Genomic DNA, 19,705 nt, shown 5'->3' with positions numbered 1-19,705 from the left:
GTCGTACGGACACGGTTCCAGGCGCCTACGCTTGGAACAAGCGAAGCGCGCGGCGCCGATCGCGCGGGGGAGGCCCATATGCTTGCGATGATGTTCGACGGGACGACACCGGATTTGCGCGAGGCACACGTGCCGGCCCCACGGCCCGCGGCGGGCCAGCTGCTGATCGACGTGCACACATGCGGCGTATGCCGTACCGATCTCCACGTCGTCGACGGCGATCTCGCGCATCCGAAGCTGCCGCTGATTCCGGGGCATGAAATCGTCGGGACGGTGCGCTCGCTGGGTGCAGGCGTGGCGGGTTTCGCGGTCGGCGACCGGGTTGGCGTGCCATGGCTCGGCCGGACCTGCGGGCATTGCGCGTATTGCACCGCCGGACGGGAGAATCTGTGCGACAGCCCCGGATTCACCGGCTATACGATCGACGGCGGCTATGCCGAGCGCACCGTCGCAGACCACCGTTATTGCGTGCATCTGCCGCAGCGCTACGCCGACCAGGAGGCCGCACCGCTGCTTTGCGCGGGCCTGATCGGCTACCGTACGTTGCGCATGGCCGGCGACGCACGGCGAATCGGGATCTACGGGTTCGGCGCGGCGGCGCATCTCGTCGCGCAGATCGCACACCACGAAGGACGCCGGGTGTTCGCGCTGACGAAACCCGGCGATACCGTTGCGCAGCAGCTTGCGCTGTCGCTGGGGGCGGCATGGGCAGGCGGCAGCGACGAAGCGCCGCCCGAGACGCTCGATGCCGCGCTGATTTTCGCGCCGGTCGGCGCACTGGTGCCGGCGGCGCTGCGGGCGGTCGACAAGGGCGGGATCGTCGTGTGCGGCGGCATTCACATGAGCGACATCCCGGCTTTTCCGTACGCGTGGCTGTGGGGCGAGCGCCGCATCGCATCGGTGGCCAACCTGACGCGCGCGGATGCCGTCGCGTTCATGCGGATCGCCGGCGCGACGCCGCTGCGGGTCGAAGCAACGCGCTATGCGCTGACCGACGCGAACCGCGCGCTCTCGGACCTGCGCATGGGGCATCTATCGGGCGCCGCCGTACTCGACATGCGCGGCTGAACCGCGCGACGTGCGAGCCGGGAAATCCGCGGCGTCAGATGCGCGCGAGCTCTTCCGAATCGACGATGCGGATCTGCTTGCCCTGCGCCGCGACGAGCCCTTTCTGCTGGAACTTCGACAGCATGCGGCTGACCGTCTCGAGTTTCATGCCGAGATACTCGCCGATCTCGTCGCGGGTCATCCGCAGCACGAACTCCGCGGCCGAGTAGCCGCGTGCCTTGAAGCGCGTGGAGAGATTCAGCAGGAACGCGGCCACGCGCTGTTCCGCGCTCATCGTACCGAGCAGCAGCATCAACGCCGACTCGCGGACGATCTCGCCGCTCATCATCTGGTAGACGTGGTGCTGCATCGTCCGTACTTCTCGGCAGATCTGCTCGAGCTGGCCGAACGGAATGATGCAGACGGTGCTGTCTTCGAGCGCGATCGCATCGCCGTTGTGATGGCCGGTGTGCACGCCGTCCAGTCCGAGCGATTCGCCGACGATCTGGAAGCCGGTCACCTGCTCGTCGCCGTCGCGATGCATGACGACGGTCTTGAACGATCCGGTTCTCACCGCGTAGATGCTGTTGAACGTATCGCCGGCCCGATACAGGGTGTCGCCGCGCTTGACATGACGCGTCGTGCAGATCATCGCGTCGACCCGCGCGAAATCGTCGGGTGTCAGTTCCTGGGGCAGGCAAACGGCGCGCAGCGCGCACGACGAACAGCGGGACGACGCGCGCTTCGGCTGGTCCGACCGCTCGACGGCGTGCAGCGGAATAAAGGGGCGCGACTGCGGCGGCGTCGACACTTCGGCATGGCTCTGCATGATCTGCTCCGGTTGGTTGGGCGGCGGCGAATCGCGTGGGCACGGTCGCGCTGGCCGCTACGGGCGGCGTGAATCTTCGCCGCCTTCATCAAGGACGCGCCGCACCGGGGCGTCGGGACGACGATGCAGTCGATGCCGGACTGCGCCGCCGGGCCGCTCCGGAAGGCACACGTGTTTGTTTTTTCTTGACGGGGAGTATGGACAGCCGGACGCGCGAATGAAATCAGCGGAAATTGAAGATTAAGTAGGTGATGAAGAAGGGCTGTAGGGTAATTCCTACAAGCGTGCGGCAGCTTGTCGCGCTCAGAGTTCGTCCGGGTCGTCGAACAGCTTGTGGCGTACGGCGTAACGCACGAGCGACGCATCGTTCGGCATCTGCATTTTCTCGAGGATGCGCGTCTTGTAGGTGCTCACGGTCTTGACGCTGACGCACAGCGCCTGCGCGATTTCGGAGATCGATTCGCCGGAGGTCATGCGCCGGAACACGTCGAACTCGCGATCGGACAAGCGCTGGTGCGGCTGCAGTTCTGCCGGCTCGTTGAGGCTTTGCGCAAACTGCTCCGCCATCGCCAGGCTGACGTAGACGCCGCCGGATGCAATCTTGCTCAGCGCGGCCACCAGTTCCGCGCTCGCGCTTTCCTTCGTCATGTAGCCGGACGCGCCGGCGCGGAACGCACGCACCGCATATTGCTGTTCGGCATGCATCGTCAGGACGAGGATATGCAGGGCCGGCTTTTCGTCCTTGATCTGCCGGATGAGTTCGATGCCGTTGCGGCCTGGCATCGACAGATCGAGCACCAGCACGTGGGCAGGGGTGCCGCGGATCAGCGTAACGGTCGACTCGCTGTCGCGCGCCTCGCCCGCGACCTCGAAACCGGTTGCGTTCTGCAGGATGTGCCGGAGGCCATCCCGGACGAGCGCGTGGTCGTCGGCGACGAGTACCCTGATCATGTGACATGCCCCTTGCGCCGAACCGCCTTTGCGGACGAGCAGCGAAATTGTGCGCGTTTTGCCGGTGTTCGCCAATCGGGGCGCATGCACGGGGCCGCCATGTCCGCCCCGAGGCCCGCTTGATCGGTGTCAACGGGCCGGACGGCGGCGGGCCCAGACTGAAGATCCCGATCCGGCCGGAACGGGATGGATAAACCGGGAGGCGCCATGTATGAACGGATCTTCGCCGCGCTCGACGACAGTCGCGGCGCACGGCTCGCGCTCGACGAGGCGATAACGCTCGCCCGCGCGTCGGGCGGCCTCGTCGTCGCCGTGTGCGTCGTGTCGGATACGCCGCGGCTGACGAATATCGATAGCGGCTATGTCGATCGGAGCGACCCGGGCGGAGTAGGGGCAGACCTCGCGGCGACGGCGCTCGCCGATGCCGAGACCGCGTTCCGGCTGTGCGGGGTGCGCGGCACCGCGCAAACGATCGATGCGTGCGGCGAGAACGTGGCGTCGGTGCTGGCGCGCGCGGCCGCCGACTGCGATGCCGACCTGATCGTGATGGGGACGCACGGCCGGCGGGGTGTTCGCAGGGCGTTGCTCGGCAGCGTCGCCGAGTCGCTGCTGCGCACCGCGGACCGGCCCGTGCTGCTGGTCCGCGACGATTCGGGCGCGTCGTGATCCGCCAGGACGACGGGGCGGCCGACCGGGGCCGCCCCGTTCGCGTTCATGCTCAGTGCGACAGCAGCACCGGCACCGTCATGGTTTCGAGGATCGTGCGCGTCGCGCCGCCGAGTACGCGCTCGTGCGTCCGGGTATGGCTGTACAGGCCCATCACGATCAGGTCCGCGTGAAGGTCGGTGGCCCGGTTCAGCAGCGTCGCGCCGACGCCGACCGTGCCTGGGCGTGCCGTCGTCGAGAACGATGCGCGGATGCCGTGACGCTCCAGGTACGCGGCGACGTCCACGCCTGCCGGCGTCTTGTCCGGATCGGGTTGCCCGTGGCTGACCGTCTCGACGTTGACGAAGCGCGCACGCGCGAGCAGCGGCAGCGCGTCGGCCATCGCGCGCGCGGCTTCGCGCCCGCCGTCCCAGCCGATCAGCACGTTCTCGCCGATCTTGCGCACGTCGCCCGCGTACGGCACGACGAGCGCCGGACGGCCGCTGCCCATCACGACGTCCTCGATGAAATGGCGCGCGACGTGCGTCAGGCGGTCGTCGGGATCTTCCTGGCCGAGCACGAGCAGGTCGGCATGACGCGCATGCAGGATCGCGGCGTCGGTCGCGGCGCCGGCGGGCGCCTGCCATTCGACGCTGCGCCCCGCGCGCTCGGCGGCTTCGAGGAATTTCTCCTCCGCGTCCTTGCACCGCTGTTCGCACAGGCGCTCGTACACCGCGAGCTTGAGCGGCTCGTCGGGCCGCCGCAGCGGTTCGAAGAGATCCTGGCAGACCACGTACAGGCCGATCAGGTGCGCGTTCCAGCGTCCTGCGAGTTCGAGCGCCAGTTCGACGCGCGTCGCGCAACGATCGCTGTCGTCGAGATGGACGAGCAGGGTCTTGTAGCTCATGACGGCTCCTTTTCGGTCGATGCAGCGGCGGGCGCCGCAGCGGGCACCGGCGCGCAACTCGCCGGAATCATCAGCACGGGGCACGCGGCGCGCCGCAGCAAGCGCTCGGCGACGCTGCCCAGGACGAGGCGGCTGAAGCCGCGCCGGCCGTGGGTGCCCATCACGATCAGGTCGGCGCCGGCTTCCTTCGCAACGATCAGGAGCCGCTGCGCGACGTCTTCGCCGCCCGGATCGACATTGGCGATCCGCGGCGTGCCGGTTACGCCGCGCGCAGCCATGCGCTTCGCCGCGCCGTCGGTGACGCGCAGCCCTTCCTCGCGGAACGCGTCGATCAGGATCGACGGATCGTAGCCGTACATGTCGTAGGCCGGCACCAGGAAATCGACGACGTAGACCGGCGTGAGCCGCGCGCCCGATTCCGACGCAAGCGTCAGTGCGGCGTCGAGCGCGCGGGACGACGGTTCGCTGCCGTCGAGCGCGACCAGAATGTTCGAGTACATGGCGGTTCCCTCTGAACGCGTGTCAACGATTTCATCATCGGCGCACGCGCGCCGATCGCGCTGATCTGGATCAAGCGGCGCCGTCGCGTCGCAGCAGCCGCACCGCATCGCGTGCCGCAATCCACGCTTCGTCGGCCGGCTCGACGACGAGCAGCGCGAGCGTACGCATCGGCGCGCTCAGTGCGACATCAGTACCGGCAGCGTCATCGACGCCAGCACCGTGCGCGTGGCGCCGCCCATCAGCAGTTCGCGCCAGCGCGGATGGCCGTACGCGCCCATCACGAGCAGATCGCTGCCCGTTTCGTACGCGCGCGACAGCAGCGTGTCGCCGACGGACGTGCCGGGGCCGCTATCGATGTCGAGCACGTTGACGTCCGGCGCGTGGCGCGCAAGCATCAGCGCGGCATCCGCGGCCGGAATGCGGGTAGTCGCCGCTTCGGAATCGCCGTCGACCACCGCGACGACCGTCGTGCGTTTCGCGTGCTCGAGAAAGGGCAGCGCGTCGTGCGCAGCGCGCGTGGCCTCGCGGCTGCCGTCCCACGCCACCAGCGCGCGTTCGCCGAGCGACGGGAATTCCCCGGCATACGGCACGAACAGCACCGGACGCCCCGCCGACAGCACGAGCGTTTCCGGAAACTGGTCGTCGATATAGGTTTCGGGATCGTTCGGGTCGCTCTGGCCCGCGATCACGAGATCCGCGAGACGCGCGAGACGCGGCACCGCGACGTTGGCGCGCTCATCGGCGCGAATCCAGGCCGACGATACGCCGGCCCGTGCCGTTTCGGCATGAAACAGGCGTTCGAGCGCGGCGAGACGCTCGTCGCGCCGGTCGCGCTGTTCGCGAAAGTAATCGGCGGAACCGGCCATCACGTAAAACGAAGTCGGCTCCGGTGTGTAGATCGCGAACACCCCGGTCAGGTGCGCCTTGAAGCGCCGCGCGAGACGCAACGCGAGCTCGAGGCGCGAATGCGCGCGAACGCTCGTATCGAGATGCACGACCATGCTCTTGTAGCTCATCGGGATCGCTCCATCGACGGTATATCCGCCAGTGCAATTCAGTCTACGAAGCGGGCTTCCCGCGCGCTTGACGCAGATCAACGGCCGCCGTGCCGCACAGCCGCACAGTGAAGCGGTCGCGGCCGGTACCGGCAGGCGGCGCAAGACGGGTGCCGCCCGGGGTGCAGCAGGGGTGCCGACCCTTCGACCGAATCGACAGAGGGAAGACGATGACCACCGACGCTTTGACGACACCGGACGGCGCGTGCCGGGCAGCCTGCGACATCGCGCTGCGCCTGTTCGCGCTGAATCGCGACTGGCAGCACGAATGGCATGCGCTGACGGGACGGCGCATCGAGCGGGATCGCGACGCGGCGCGGCAGTTGCAGCAGGCGCTCGCGCAAGCGCGGGAATGGACCGAGTTCGGCGCGGCGGCACAGCGCGTGATGCGCGATTACGCGATCGCAAGCGCCGCGATCTGGCAGGACGCCGTCGAATGGAGCATGCGCACGCAATACGAGGAGGCGGGGGTCTGGCGCACCTGGCTACGCGAGTATGGCGCGGACATGCTGTCTCGCTACCAGACCGACTGGCTGCCCGACATGAGCCGGCTGGCCGTGGTCAACGAAGCGAGCATGCCGTGGCACGAATGGATGGCGGCGTTCGGACGCGGCATGACGGACATGGCCGGCGCGAATGCGACGCAGGAGCACGATCATGTGCGCTGACCGTGTCGCATTCGTGACGGGCGGCACGGGCGGCCTGGGCGCCGCGATCAGCCGTCGTCTGCACGCCGCGGGCATGACCGTCGCCGTGTCGCACACGGAGCGCAACGACCATATCGCGACCTGGCTGGTACAAGAACGCGAAGCAGGGCGCACCTTCCATGCGTTCGAGGTCGACGTCGCCGACTACGACTCGTGCCAGCACTGCGCGGCGCGCGTGCTCGCGCAATTCGGACCTGTCGACGTGCTCGTCAACAACGCGGGCATCACGCGCGACGCCAGCTTCGTCAAGATGACCAAGAGCATGTGGGACGCGGTGCTGCGCACCAATCTCGACAGCATGTTCAACATGACGAAGCCGTTCGTGCCCGGCATGATCGAAGCCGGCTTCGGCCGCATCGTCAACGTCGGTTCCGTGAACGGCTCGAGAGGCGCGTACGGGCAGGCCAACTATGCGGCCGCCAAGGCGGGCATTCACGGTTTCACGAAGGCGCTCGCGCTCGAACTCGCGCGACACGGCGTGACGGTCAACACGGTGTCGCCGGGCTACCTCGCGACCGCGATGGTCGAGTCGGTGCCGAAGGACGTGCTCGACACGAAAATCCTGCCGCAGATTCCGGTGGGGCGCCTCGGCAACCCCGACGAGATCGCGGCGCTCGTCGCGTGGCTGTGCTCGGACGCGGGCGCATTCGCGACCGGCGCGGAATTCGACGTCAACGGCGGCATGCACATGCGATGAATGATTCCGTCATCCGCGTGCCGGTCACGCGCCGTCCGGCGGCCGCCGCCGGTGAACTCGCGCAGGCCTCGCGTCCGGACACCTGCGCGCGGCCTGAAGCGTCGCCGGCCGAACAATGGGATCGCGCGGCGCGGGCGAGCCTGGCCGCGATGACACTCGGCCTGTCGCCCGTGTCGCTGGCGTTGGCCATGATCGACTGGGGTGCGCATCTCGCCGTGTCGCCCGGAAAATGCGTCGAACTGGCGTGGCAGGCATGGCGCGCGGCCGGTCCGTTGCCGGCGGCGAACGGCGCGTCCGACGACCCGGACGAGGCCGGGCTGACGGTGCATGCCGGGCAGGCCGATCCGCGTTTCGCCGCACCGGCGTGGTCGAACTGGCCGTTTTGCGCGTATCGCGACAACTTCCTGTCGATCCAGCACTGGTGGCACGACGCGACACACGGCGTGCGGGGCGTCGAGCGGCATCACGAGGCACTCGTCGGGTTCGCCGCGCGGCAATGGCTCGACGCATGCTCGCCGGGTAATTTCATCGCGACCAATCCGGTCGTGCTCGACGCGACGATACGCAGCGGCGGCGCCAATCTCGCGGCCGGTGCGCGGCACTGGCTGGACGATCTCGGCGCGCTGATCGATCGCGCCGGCGGCGCCCGGCCGCGCGATGGCCGGGCCTATCTGCCCGGGCGCGACGTCGCGATCACGCCGGGCCGGGTCGTATGGCGCAACGCACTGTGCGAATTGCTGCAGTACGAACCGACGACGGCCGGCGTCGCACGCGAGCCGATCCTGATCGTGCCGTCGTGGATCATGAAGTACTACATCCTCGACCTGCAGCCGCACAATTCGCTGATCCGCTTCCTGGTCGACGCGGGCTACACCGTGTTCGCGATCTCGTGGCGCAATCCGGGCGCGGAGTCGCGCGATCTCGGGCTCGACGATTACCTGCGCGACGGCTGCCTCGCCGCGCTCGACGCCGTTCGCGAGCGGTGCGGCGAAGCCGTCCACGCGGTCGGCTACTGCCTCGGCGGCACGCTGCTGGCCATCGGCGCGGCGGCGCTCGCGCGCGACGGGCGGCAGCACGACGCGTTGCGTTCCGTCACGCTGCTCGCGTCCCAGACCGATTTCAGCGAACCCGGCGAACTCGGCCTGTTCGTCGACGCGAGCGAGCTGTCCGCGCTCGACGCGCTGATGTGGCGGCAAGGCTACCTGGACGGCTCGCAGATGTCCGCCACGTTCGAGCTGCTGAATGCGCGCGACCTGATCTGGTCGCGCATGATGAGCGAGTATCTGTTCGGCAAGCGCACGAAGCCGAACGACCTGATGTCGTGGAATGCGGACGTCACGCGCATGCCGTACCGCATGCACACGGAATACCTGACGCGGCTGTTCCTCGACAACGACCTCGCGGCAGGCCGCTATTGCGTCGACGGCCGGCCGGTCGCGCTGTCGGATATCGACGTGCCGATGTTCGTGGTCGGAACCGAGCGCGATCACGTGTCGCCTTGGCATTCCGTCTACAAGCTCCACCTGCTCACGCACAACGCGCTGACTTTCGTGCTGACCTCGGGCGGCCATAACGCGGGCATCGTGTCGGAACCCGGCCATCCGGGCCGCCACTATCGCCGCGCCGCCCGTGAACCGGGCGCGCCTTACCGCAGCCAGCACGATTTCGTGAACGACACGCGCGCCGTCGACGGGTCGTGGTGGACGTGCTGGCGCGACTGGTTGCGCGCGCACGCGTCGGGCGACGTGCCGGCACGTACGCCGGACGCCGGCCTGGGGGCGGCGCCCGGCACTTACGTGCTCGAAACATGAAGAGCCTGACCGGCGGCGTTGTCGATCGCGCCGCTCGTCGTCGCGGCGGAACCGGGCCTGCGCATCGGCAGCGCTGCCGGCGCATGCGACGCCTGCCTGCAACGCGCACGCCGGGCCCGATCAACGAACGAACCTCCCTTTCGACGGAGATAACGCAATGAAAGCACTCGTATACCAGGGGCCGCAGCGCAAGGCGCTCGAACGGCGGCCGATGCCGGAGCTGCAGGCGCCGACCGACGCGATCGTCCGCGTGACGCGCACGACGATCTGCGGCACCGACCTGCATATCCTGAAGGGCGACGTGCCGTCGTGCGAGCCCGGCCGCGTCCTCGGCCACGAGGGCGTCGGGATCGTCGAGCAGGTCGGCGCGGCGGTCGACACGCTGCAGCCGGGCGACCACGTGCTGATCTCGTGCATCACGTCGTGCGGCCGGTGCGAATACTGCCGGCGCGGCCTGTACTCGCATTGCACGACGGGCGGCTGGATCCTCGGCAACCGGATCGACGGTACGCAGGCCGAGTACGTGCGCATCCCGCACGCGCAGACCAGCCTGTACCGGCTTCCGCCCGGCGCGGACGAGGATGCGCTCGTGATGCTGTCCGACATCCTGCCGACCGGATTCGAATGCGGCGTGCTGAACGGCAAGGTGCAGCCGGGCTGTTCGGTCGCGATCGTCGGCGCGGGACCGATCGGGCTCGCGGCGTTGCTGACCGCGCAGTTTTACTCGCCCGCGCAGATCATCATGATCGACCCGGACCGCAACCGGCTCGACGTCGCGCGGCGCTTCGGCGCGACCGACTGCTTCGACGGCGCCAATGGCGACCCTGTCGCGGACGTGATGAAGTTGACCGACGGCGTCGGCGTCGATTGCGCGATCGAGGCGGTCGGGATTCCGGCGACGTTCGAGATGTGCACGTCGCTCGTCGCGCCGGGCGGCGTCGTCGCGAACGTCGGCGTGCATGGCGTGAAGGCCGACCTGCATCTCGAGAAGCTGTGGGATCGCAACATCGCGATCACGACCCGGCTCGTCGATACGGTCAGCACGCCGATGCTGCTGAAGACCGTGCGCGCGGGGCGGCTCGATCCGAAGCGTTTGATCACGCACCGTTTTTCGCTCGACGACGTCGAGCGCGCGTACGACACGTTCGGCCGCGCCGCGGAAACGCATGCGCTGAAGGTCCTCATCGAAGTGGCGTGATGGCGGCGCGCGGCGCGGCGGGAGCGGGCGCCCGCCGCGCCGGATGACGCGATGCGCGCGGCGTTCGTGCGCCGCGCGGCGTCGTCAGGATGACAGCGCCGCCGGTTCGCGCGTGTCGTCACGCTCGGCTTCGTCGAGATCGACGGTCTGCCCGTAGGTCGGCACCTCGCACGGCCAGTGCAGGGTCTCGGCGATGCGCCGCCGCAACGCATCGGCCGCCGCCGGCTCGCCGTGCGTGACGAAGGTCCGGAACGGCGCGCGCTGCATCGTGCCGAGCCATCGCAGGATTTCCTCGTAGTCGGCATGCGCGGACAGCGTCGCGATCGACTCGACCCGGGCACGCACGCGCACGTACTCCCCGTGAATCTTCAGCGTCGGCTCATGAGCCGCCAGCGCCGCGCCGCGCGTGCCCGCGGCCTGGTAACCCGCCAGCGCGATCGTGTTGCGTGGATCGGGAGCATAGCGGCTCAGATGATGCAGCACGCGTCCGCCCGTCGCCATGCCGCTTCCCGCAATGATGACCATCGGTCCCTGATGGTCGGCGATCGCCTTCGACTGGTCGACCGTGCGGATCATCGTCGCCGCGTGGCCGAGCGCGTTCGCTGCCGACAAGGTCAGCCGGTGCTCGAGGACGTGGTGGCGATAGATCTCCGTCACGTCCGTCGCCATCGGGCTGTCGAGAAACACCGGCACGCGCGCCATGCGGCCGGCCGCTTTCAGGCGTGCGATGTAGTGCAGGATCTCCTGCGCGCGGCCGACGGTGAAGCAGGGGATCACGACCACGCCGCCGCGCGAGAAGGTGTTTTCGAACAGCGCCGCCAGCTCGGTCTCGGGGTCCGATGCCGGATGCAGCCGGTCGCCGTACGTCGATTCGACGACCAGGTAATCCGCATGCGCCGGTGGTGTCGGCGGCTGCATGATCGGGTCGTGATAGCGGCCGAGATCGCCGGAGAACGCCAGTACCTTGTGATCCCAGTGCATGACGACGCTGGCCGCGCCGAGGATGTGACCGGCGGGCAGCAGCCGGAACGACAGGCTGCCGCCCAGTGCGACGCATTCGTCGAATGCGGCGGGTTTCATCAGGCGCAGCGCGCGTTGCGCATCGTCGGTCGTGTAGAGCGGCCGGGCCGGGTGGTGCTTCGAATAACCGTGCCGGTTCGCGAAATCGGCTTCTTCCTCCTGCAGCCGCGCGCTGTCGCGCAGCATGATGTCGCAGAGTTCGGCCGTGGCCTGCGTGCAGTACACCGGGCCGCGAAACCCGTCGCGCGCGAGCACCGGCAGGTAGCCGGTGTGGTCGAGATGCGCATGCGTGAGGACCACCGCATCCAGCGTGTCGGGCGCGACCGGCAGCGGGTTCCAGTTGCGCAGCCGCAGGTTCTTCGTGCCCTGGAACAGGCCGCAATCGACCAGGATGCGCCGGTCGCGATGCTCGACCAGATACTTCGATCCGGTCACGGTCTCGGTCGCACCGAGAAAAGTCAGTTTCATGGCTTGCTCCGCCGGGATTTGAGGAGTTCGGTGTTCCGATTACATCGCGTGTGCGTGCAAGCGCTTTGACGGAAGTCAGGGATTGCCGTGTCCGCGTGCGAGGGAAGGCACGCGACAGCGGCGATTCGACTGGAGAATGGCGGCGAGCCGCCGTCCGGCATGCGGGGCGCTCCGTTTCGCGGGCTTGATGTGTGTCAACCGCGCCCGTCGGCACCCACATACAGTCGACACCAGGGCTTGCGCACGTGGTGCGCGGAGCCGACCAGCGCGGCGCGTTCGGAAGCCGGATGTCGTCTTCGAGCAGGCCGAGAACCGCCTGCATACGATCAAGGCCATGCAGGTCGCGACGCTGGCGAGCTAGGGGAGGGGTGAACCGACGCGTATCGGGGTCGCTCTGGGTGGCAACGCGCTGCTGCGACGCGGCGAGGCGATGACCGCCGCCGCGCGGCAGGAAAACGTGAGACTGGCTGCCGCCCAGCTCGCGGGCATCGCACGGCAACGAACTCGTAAGCATGTTCGTGGACCGATGAGGCCTCGCGCGACGCTGGTTGCCAAGGTGCGGCTCAGAGCAATGCTGACGACGGTGTGAAGAACCGGCTCGCCGATTCCGTCGGGCGCGTATCGTGAAGAATCCGAACCCCGGTACGCGCGTTCATTCGATCACACGGACAAATTCCTGCATCAGGTGAAGTCCGTCCGTGCTTCATCGTGACGCCCTGACGTTCGTGCGGATCCAGCCCTGCGTGTCGCCGAAGATTCAGTTGTCCGTCACGCGCACCGAGCAGGCCGGCGTGCGCTTCAGCGCTCCGGCCCCGCCTGGTGCCGCCGGACCGGGGCGCTTGCGACGCAGCGGTCGATGCGGGTTTCTTCGTCGCGGCTCCCGCGGCTCCCGCGGCACTCCGGCCTGTCCGGTTTCACGGCGAAAGCGTGCGATTCGTTGCTTGACCACGGTCGACGCGAGCCGCCGGTTCGTCGCGCGACCGGCGCCGGTTGTCGGGCAGCGCGCGCCGATGTCCGTCGGTTGACGCACATCAACAACGCAGGGCCGTCGCCACGGAAGATGGACGTACGAGTACGAAATCAAGTATTGCGAGCGCACCACACTGATGAACCGGCTCTGGCCATCAATCGGCGCAATCAACAGGAGCGGAACATGGGAATCTGGATGCAAATCGCCTACTTCGGCTTCGCCGGGTCGACTCAGCTGGAGGCGGAAGCGAGCATCCAACTGATGCGTCTCGAGCCGTTCGGTACGCAACTGGCCGGCTGCCATCTCGCGATCGAGGCCATGGGTGCGTCGACTCGCCAGCCGAGGTATGACGTGCGACTCGATCTGATCACGCGCAAGGGGGAATTCCGTCCCGTTCCGCATATGACGGGCGTGGACCCCATGGACGCGCTGGAGCGGGCATTCGACCTTGCCGAGCGGCAACTCGCCACGACCGCGGCCACAGGAACCCATGAGAACCCGCACTGACACGTCCTGCCCGTCGGGCGCGATTCGCCATGGCCCGCTGCGCCGACCCGCCGCGGTTCACAGCAGTTCCCGGCGGTTCGCGACGCGTGTGCCGGTCCGCCGCAGCAAGGGAGACGGTGCGGTCGGCAGCCCTGGTCCGGCTAGCTTTCTTCGTCGCCCGTGAAGACCTCGTGCTCCGGCATCTCCGCCGTATCGTCGACACACTGCACCCGCCATGCGCCAGGCACTGGCGCCTGCCGGGCATCGCGCAACCAGCGCGCGACGCCGGCCTGGCCTTCGAACGGCCCGGACGGTGCGTCGAGATCGAAATCGTCGAGCCAGCACAAGGCGCCCGCGTTGTCGGGGCCCGTCATTACGGTGGCGCCGTCTTCGCGGACGAGCGTCCCCCACACGGGCAGGTCCATCCCTGCATGACCTTCGCGCGACCAGCGACGCATGGCCGTGTCGATCCAGAGAATGGCATAGGCCGACGGGTTGTCGCAGGCGAAAGTATCGAGATGCAGCGTGATCCGCACGATGGGCTCCGAATCGACGAAGGAGGGCGGTCGCCGTCACCGGCGGTCGCGGCTTTTACTGGCTCATGACCCGGCGAATCAGCGCATGCTCGGAGCACAGCGGGCCGCCGTGCTTGGCGGGCAGCGGCATCGCCCCGGTGCGCGCGGCCGCCCGGTCTCAGCGTGTCATTGGAGCGGTAGTCATCGCGCGGTGTCCGGCAAGTAGTCCGACTCAGTTTATGCGTTGCCCCAAGCCGGCGATTGATGCAGGTCAAACGCCGGCACGCGCTCGCCGACCGGTTCCTGTCGAGCCGACCCGCGGCCGGACTGGAATCGGCAGGGATCGAAAGTCAGCCGGAGTTTGGAGAACGGCCGTAGGGGTATGCCAACGGTCTTTGTGCTCACGCATAGGGCCCAAGCGATCTCGGCAATCGTCTCGCCGGCGCCGTCCCGGGAAACGAACCGACGCGCGGATGCTTCGTCGCGTCTGCGGCGGCGCGCCCCCGTTCCGCGCGCAACGCGGCCAGCAGCGGCCGCCAGTATCCCGCCCACCGGAACCGATCGATCGGCACCTCCGTGTCGAAGGGAAGCGAGATCGCCGCTTCGTCCGGCGTCAATGGCTCGGCGTCGCGCCACTGCGCGTCCAGCACCGCGGGCCCGGCATCGGACACGTCGTTTCCGGCCAGCCAGCGCCGCTTGACGCGTTCGGCCATGCAGGACCGGCCGGCGCGGAAATCGAGGATGAACACGGGTACGCCAAGCGCCCCGGCCAGCGCGACGAAGCGCGCACGGCGGGCGTGGGCCAGGAAGGTGGCGTCGACGATCGTCGGGTAGCCGGCCCGCAGCGTGGTCTCCGCGATCTCGCGCAGCCGATCGTATTGGGCATCGATCGCGTCCGCCGCATAGGCGCTGTCGGACAATGCGCCGTGCCCGACGGGGGCGAGCGGATGCGTGCGTTTGCGCTCGCTGTCGCTCGACACGCGAACCGCGCCGATCAGATCGGCGAGCGCGCGGCTTGCGACGGATTTGCCGGAGCCGGACGCGCCGTGGCATAGCAACAGATACGGCGGCGGCCTGTCTGCGACGCGCGCGGCGAGCGCAATGTAACGTCCGGCCGCGCGCAGGTCGTCGCTTTGCGCCGATGTGAATCGCGGGCCGCCCGAACCGGCGCGCAGCACGGCCACCTGCGCGCGCACCAGCGCGCGATAGCCGACGTACAGCGGCAGCGCCGCGAGGCCGGCGAAATCGCCGGTCGCCTCCAGCCAGCGATTGAGCAGGCGATAGGCGAGGTCGGCGCGGCCGTGTGCACACAGATCCATCGCGAGGAATGCCAGGTCGTTGACGACGTCGATCCAGCGAAGTGCGTCGCTGAATTCGATGCAGTCGAACATCAACACGTCGGTGCCCCGGCGGACCAGATTGCCGAGGTGCAGGTCGCCATGGCAGGCGCGCACGAAGCCGTCCGCCCGGCGCGCGTCGAGATGACGGGACAGTGCCGCGCAGCTGCGTCGGTAGCTGTCCCGCAGCGTGGCCTGCACGGCCATGGGCCCGACCGCGAGCGAGGCGAGTACGGCATCGAGTTGCGCGTGCAGCAAGGCCGCGCTGCCGAACGCGGTGGACGGCACGTCCTTGCTCGCGTGCGCATGAAAGCTCGCGACCCGGGCCGCGACGCGGTCGATATCCGCGTTCGTAAGCGCCCCCGCCGCCAGCAGGCGGGAAAACAGCGCGGCCTGGTCGAAACGGCGCATCTTCACCAGATAGTCGATGGCCGCCGCCGAACGCGTATCGCAGCCGGCAAACCGGCAGCCGCGCCGCGTGCGCTCGAGCGGCATGACGGCCAGATAAAGCTCGCGCGCCAGCGGCCGGTTCAGGAGCAGTTCGGCGGCGCAACTGCGGCGCCGGGCGGCGAGGGGTCTGAAGTCGGCAAAGCCCAGGTCGAGCGGCTTGAGCCGCTTGTAGGCGAAACGCCCGGCCAGGTAGACCACCGAGAGATGCGTCTCGATTCGTTCGATCCGGCCGGCGGGGTGCGGGTAGGAGGACGCGCGCCGCAGCGCCGTGTCGAGCCGCCGCGCGTGGCGGCGGGCGGCCCGCAACCGGTTCTGCTTTCGCACCGGGCCCAAACGCCGGGGGAGCACGGCAAGCGACATGATTGCCCTGGGATTCGACAATGAATCGCGCATGGCGAACGTCCGGCTGCCGGATGCGGCTGGCGCCAGCGATGCGATGCCGCCGCCCACCAGATAGAACCGGCCATTGTCCCGATCGACGCCCGCCGCGCGTCGACGAGCGGCTCGATCCGAATCCCGTGTGCGGCGTTGCATGGAAAAGCCCCTGTTCAGATTGAATGGATCCGCTGTCGACGTCCACGGACGCGCCGAATCGCGCTGCCGCAATTCGCGAGCGCCCGCACCACGATATCCGCGTTCCTGACACGGCGATTGAGATGCGTCAACCGATCCGGCTGGCTGCATGGTCGGCTCCATGATCTGACGGGGAGCCGGCAAGCTTACCGAGGTCCAAACGCGACATTTCAACTTTGCTCAGATGCGACATTACAACTTTGCTCTTACAATTTTTTGTGCGCTAATTATGATTATGTCAAATATGATATTCACATCCGAAAACCCCCGATCCCGCCGCCAACAACCCGCCGCGACCCTCAATCCACCTCCAGATCCCCAACCGTTTTCGCCCGCCGCGCGTCGCGCCTCGTCATCGCAGCGTGCCGTCCACGCCGGCCGACAGACACCACCACGCGAAACGCCACCGGCGCGAACACGAGCCCGAACATCGTCGCCGCAAGCACGCCTCCGAACGCGCCCGTGCCGATCGAACGCCGGCTTTCCGCACCGGCGCCCGTCGCCAGCACGAGCGGCACGACCCCGAGCAAAAACGCCATCGACGTCATCACGATCGGCCGGAATCGCGCCGCGGCCGCGTCGATCACCGCCTGTCGCAGCGGCACGCCGCGCCCGGCGAGATCGCGCGCGTACTGCACGATCAGGATCGCGTTCTTCGCCGCCAGCCCGACCACGGTGATCATCCCGACCTTGAAGTACACGTCGTTCGGCATGCCGCGCGCGAGCGCCGCTGCAATCGCGCCGATCATGCCGAGCGGCACGATCGTCAGCACGGACAGCGGAATCGACCAGCTCTCGTACAACGCGGCAAGCGCCATGAAAACCGCCAGCACGGACAGCCCGACGAGCAGCGGCGTTTGCCGCGCGGCAACCTGCTCCTCGCGCGCCGCATCGACCCAGTCGAAGCCGATCCCGGCCGGCAGCGCGCCGGCGAGCCGCTCCATCTCCGCCATCGCCGCGCCCGAACTCGTGCCGGTCGCCGCCCGGCCGCTGATGTCGAGCGACGGATAGCCGTTGTAGCGATTCAGCATCGCCGGCCCGATCGTCCAGTGCGGCGCGGCGATGGCCGATAGCGGAACCATGTCCCCGGTGCGGTTCGGCACCGTCAGCGCCATCAGTTGCGCATCGGTCGCGCGTGCGACCGGCTCGGCCTCGACGATCACCCGCCGCATCCGGCCCGACGCCGGAAAATCGTTGATGTAGTTCGAGCCGAACGTGCCGCCCAGGAGGCCAGCGATCCGCTCGAACGGTACGCCGAGCGCATACGCCTTCGCGCGATCGACATCGAGTTCGATACGCGGCGCGTCCGGCATGTCTTCGAAATGCACGGCGGCGAGCAATGGATCCGCCTTCGCGCGTTCGGACAGCTGCTCGCGAGCCGCCTTCAACGCGTCGAGCCCGACGCCCCCACGATCCTCGAGCCGGAACGTGAATCCGTCGGAATGCCCGATGCCGCGCACCGACGGCGGCAGCGACGCCTCGACGTCGCCGTCGAGGATCGTGCCGAAACGCCCGTTGAGCCGGTCGCGCAACGCCATCGCATCGACGTCGCGCTGCGCCCAGTCCTTCAGCTCCACGAACGCCATCCCGACGTTCTGTCCGCTGCCCGCGAAACTCCAGCCGATCACGCTCGTCACGTTCGCGATCGCCGGCTCCGCGCGCAGGATCGCCTCGACACGCTCGACGACCGCGAGCGTGCGCGCCTGCGTGGCGCCCGCCGGCAACTGGATCATCACCTGCAGTTGCCCCTGGTCCTCGGTCGGCAGAAAGCCGCCCGGCATCATCCAGTACAGCAGCCCGCATGCGATCACGAGCGCCGCGTACACTGCCACGACCATGCCGGTGCGGCGCACGGCGAACACGGCGATGCGGCGATAACCCTTTTCGACGCGTGCGAAGGCCGCACCGAACCGGTCGGCCAGACGCGCGCCGATGCCGCGTCGCCGCGCGCGGCCGGTTCCGCCATCGCGTCGCGCGACCGGCTTCAGCAGGTTCGCGCACAGCGCGGGCGTGAGCGACAGCGCCACGAACGACGACACCAGCATCGATGCGATCATCGCGACCGCGAACTGCCGGTAGATGCCGCCGACGGTGCCCGGAAAAAACGCCATCGGCACGAATACGGCGGTCAGCACCGCGGTCACGCCGACGATCGCACCGCCGATCCGCTTCATTGCGCGGCGCGTGGCGTCGCGCGGCGACACGCCCTCCTCCATCACCCGGTGCACGCTCTCGACGACGACGATCGCGTCGTCGACGAGGATGCCGATCGCCAGCACGAGACCGAACATCGTGAACACGTTGATCGACAGTCCGAACGCCCACATCGCGACGAACGCGCCCATCAGCGTGACGGGAATCACGACGGTCGGCACCAGCGTGTAACGCAGGTCGCGCAGGAACAGCCACATCACGCAGAACACCAGCACGACCGCCTCGACGAGCGTCAGCACGACCTCCCGGATCGCGATCGTCACGAAATGCGCACCGTCGAACGGAATCTCGATCGCCACGCCCGGCGGCAACACCCTCGACAACTCGGCGAGCCGCGCACGGATCGCGTTCGACGTTTCGAGCGCGTTGCCGCGCGGGCCGAGCTGGATGCCGACCGTGGCCGCCGGCCGGCCGTTCAGCCGCGAATAGAACGAGTAGTCGTCGCGGCCGAGTTCGACGCGCGCGACGTCGGCGACGCGCACCGCCGAACCGTCCGTCTTCGACTTCAGCACGATCCGGCCGAACTCGTCCGGCGACGCGAGCTGCCCCTTGACGACGATCGACGCGGTGAGCTGCTGGCCGCCCGGGAACGGCGCATCGCCGATCGCGCCGGCCGTCACCGTCGCGTTCTGCGTGCCGATCGCCGCGATCACGTCGTCGGCGCCGACACCGTATTCGCGCAGCTTGTGCGGATCGAGCCAGACCCGCAGCGCCTCGTCGGCGTCCCACAGTTCGGCCGCGCCGACGCCCGGCGCACGCTTCAGTTCGCGCAGCACGTAGCGGTTCAGGTAATCGCCGAGCTGCGCGGAATCGCGCGTGCCGTCGGTCGACGTCAGCGTGACGAGCATCAGGAACGTGTTCGCCGCCTTGAATACGCCGATCCCTTGCTGGACGACCTGCTGCGGCAACCGTGACTCGACCTGCTTCAGCCGGTTGTTCACGTCGACGAGCGCGATGTCCGGATCGGTGCCGGGCGAAAACGTCACGTCGATCTCGAGGTTGCCGTGACCGTCGCTGCTCGTCTCGTAGTACAGCAGCCCGTCGGCGCCGTCGAGGCTTTCCTCGATGATGCTGCCGACGTCGCCGTCGACCGTCTCGGTCGACGCGCCCGGATACGCGGCCGTGATCACGACCCGCGGCGGCGCAAGGCGCGGATATTGCGCGATCGGAAGCTGCGGAATCGCGAGCACGCCCGCGACGACGATTGCAAGCGCAACGATCCACGCAAAGACGGGACGATCGATGAAGAACGATGGCATCGGCATGCGTCAGCGAACCGCCGGCGTTCCGGCGCGAGACCGCGGGACGGTATCACCGTCGGCAC

The 19,705-nt window shown here is 68.4% G+C and carries 16 protein-coding genes; 7 read left to right on the top strand and 9 right to left on the bottom strand.

The window, feature by feature from the left end:
- The first annotated feature begins 78 nt into the window (after nt 1-78).
- Nucleotides 79-1,068 (top strand): zinc-dependent alcohol dehydrogenase family protein, encoded by a 990-nt coding sequence (locus tag AC3WLY_RS28815; RefSeq protein WP_492308868.1) that lies wholly within the window; start codon nt 79-81, stop codon nt 1,066-1,068.
- A 34-nt stretch (nt 1,069-1,102) separates the two neighbouring features.
- Here the strand turns inward: AC3WLY_RS28815 and fnr are convergent, their stop codons facing one another.
- Together fnr and AC3WLY_RS28805 are read right to left on the bottom strand one after the other, a co-directional pair.
- Complete coding sequence (fnr, locus tag AC3WLY_RS28810; protein WP_310142420.1) at nt 1,103-1,876, bottom strand: fumarate/nitrate reduction transcriptional regulator Fnr; 774 nt, start codon at nt 1,874-1,876, stop codon at nt 1,103-1,105.
- A 303-nt stretch (nt 1,877-2,179) separates the two neighbouring features.
- Nucleotides 2,180-2,827 (bottom strand): response regulator, encoded by a 648-nt coding sequence (locus AC3WLY_RS28805; RefSeq protein ID WP_175961373.1) that lies wholly within the window; start codon nt 2,825-2,827, stop codon nt 2,180-2,182.
- Nucleotides 2,828-3,034: 207 nt separating this feature from the next.
- Here AC3WLY_RS28805 and AC3WLY_RS28800 point away from each other — a divergent pair, with 207 nt between their 5' ends.
- The gene (locus tag AC3WLY_RS28800) at nt 3,035-3,493 is read left to right on the top strand and encodes a universal stress protein (protein ID WP_175961372.1); all 459 of its coding nucleotides are present in this window, start codon (nt 3,035-3,037) and stop codon (nt 3,491-3,493) included.
- A 52-nt stretch (nt 3,494-3,545) separates the two neighbouring features.
- Here the strand turns inward: AC3WLY_RS28800 and AC3WLY_RS28795 are convergent, their stop codons facing one another.
- The 3 genes from AC3WLY_RS28795 to AC3WLY_RS28785 all read right to left on the bottom strand — a co-directional run bounded on the left by AC3WLY_RS28795 (nt 3,546) and on the right by AC3WLY_RS28785 (nt 5,896).
- Nucleotides 3,546-4,379, bottom strand: coding sequence for a universal stress protein (locus AC3WLY_RS28795; protein ID WP_492308869.1), 834 nt, complete (start codon nt 4,377-4,379; stop codon nt 3,546-3,548).
- Entirely contained in the window at nt 4,376-4,879 is a 504-nt protein-coding gene (locus tag AC3WLY_RS28790) for a universal stress protein (RefSeq protein ID WP_175961370.1), read from the bottom strand. Before AC3WLY_RS28790 ends, AC3WLY_RS28795 begins: the two co-directional genes overlap by 4 nt.
- 177 nt (nt 4,880-5,056) lie before the next feature.
- Complete coding sequence (locus tag AC3WLY_RS28785) at nt 5,057-5,896, bottom strand: universal stress protein (protein ID WP_492308870.1); 840 nt, start codon at nt 5,894-5,896, stop codon at nt 5,057-5,059.
- A 209-nt stretch (nt 5,897-6,105) separates the two neighbouring features.
- Between AC3WLY_RS28785 and AC3WLY_RS28780 the strand changes: the two genes are divergently transcribed.
- The 4 genes from AC3WLY_RS28780 (at nt 6,106) to AC3WLY_RS28765 (ending at nt 10,348) form a co-directional block, all read left to right on the top strand.
- Nucleotides 6,106-6,603, top strand: a complete 498-nt coding sequence (locus AC3WLY_RS28780) for a hypothetical protein (RefSeq protein ID WP_492308871.1) — start codon at nt 6,106-6,108, stop codon at nt 6,601-6,603.
- Nucleotides 6,593-7,339 carry an acetoacetyl-CoA reductase gene (gene phbB / locus AC3WLY_RS28775; protein WP_175961367.1) on the top strand — a complete coding sequence of 249 codons (747 nt, stop codon included), beginning with the start codon at nt 6,593-6,595 and terminating at the stop codon, nt 7,337-7,339. Before AC3WLY_RS28780 ends, phbB begins: the two co-directional genes overlap by 11 nt.
- Nucleotides 7,336-9,150, top strand: coding sequence for a PHA/PHB synthase family protein (locus AC3WLY_RS28770; RefSeq protein ID WP_492308872.1), 1,815 nt, complete (start codon nt 7,336-7,338; stop codon nt 9,148-9,150). Before phbB ends, AC3WLY_RS28770 begins: the two co-directional genes overlap by 4 nt.
- Before the next feature lie 157 nt (nt 9,151-9,307).
- Nucleotides 9,308-10,348, top strand: a complete 1,041-nt coding sequence (locus AC3WLY_RS28765) for a zinc-dependent alcohol dehydrogenase family protein (RefSeq protein WP_175961365.1) — start codon at nt 9,308-9,310, stop codon at nt 10,346-10,348.
- Nucleotides 10,349-10,432: 84 nt separating this feature from the next.
- On the opposite strand, the gene AC3WLY_RS28760 is transcribed toward AC3WLY_RS28765, so the two are convergent.
- Entirely contained in the window at nt 10,433-11,836 is a 1,404-nt protein-coding gene (locus AC3WLY_RS28760) for an MBL fold metallo-hydrolase RNA specificity domain-containing protein (protein ID WP_492308873.1), read from the bottom strand.
- A gap of 1,165 nt (nt 11,837-13,001) precedes the next feature.
- Here AC3WLY_RS28760 and AC3WLY_RS28755 point away from each other — a divergent pair.
- The gene (locus AC3WLY_RS28755; protein ID WP_175961585.1) at nt 13,002-13,313 is read left to right on the top strand and encodes a hypothetical protein; all 312 of its coding nucleotides are present in this window, start codon (nt 13,002-13,004) and stop codon (nt 13,311-13,313) included.
- A 140-nt stretch (nt 13,314-13,453) separates the two neighbouring features.
- On the opposite strand, the gene AC3WLY_RS28750 is transcribed toward AC3WLY_RS28755, so the two are convergent.
- The 3 genes from AC3WLY_RS28750 to AC3WLY_RS28740 all read right to left on the bottom strand — a co-directional run bounded on the left by AC3WLY_RS28750 (nt 13,454) and on the right by AC3WLY_RS28740 (nt 19,640).
- Nucleotides 13,454-13,828: a DUF3564 family protein gene (locus tag AC3WLY_RS28750; protein ID WP_310142401.1), complete on the bottom strand. Its 375-nt coding sequence runs from the start codon at nt 13,826-13,828 to the stop codon at nt 13,454-13,456.
- A 380-nt stretch (nt 13,829-14,208) separates the two neighbouring features.
- Nucleotides 14,209-16,128 (bottom strand): bifunctional aminoglycoside phosphotransferase/ATP-binding protein, encoded by a 1,920-nt coding sequence (locus AC3WLY_RS28745; protein WP_492308874.1) that lies wholly within the window; start codon nt 16,126-16,128, stop codon nt 14,209-14,211.
- A gap of 338 nt (nt 16,129-16,466) precedes the next feature.
- Nucleotides 16,467-19,640 (bottom strand): multidrug efflux RND transporter permease subunit, encoded by a 3,174-nt coding sequence (locus AC3WLY_RS28740; protein ID WP_492308909.1) that lies wholly within the window; start codon nt 19,638-19,640, stop codon nt 16,467-16,469.
- Between the last annotated feature and the right edge of the window lie 65 nt (nt 19,641-19,705).

Source organism: Burkholderia sp. FW306-1C-G01B (assembly GCF_058781685.1).
This window is presented reverse-complemented; position numbering and strand designations above follow the sequence as displayed.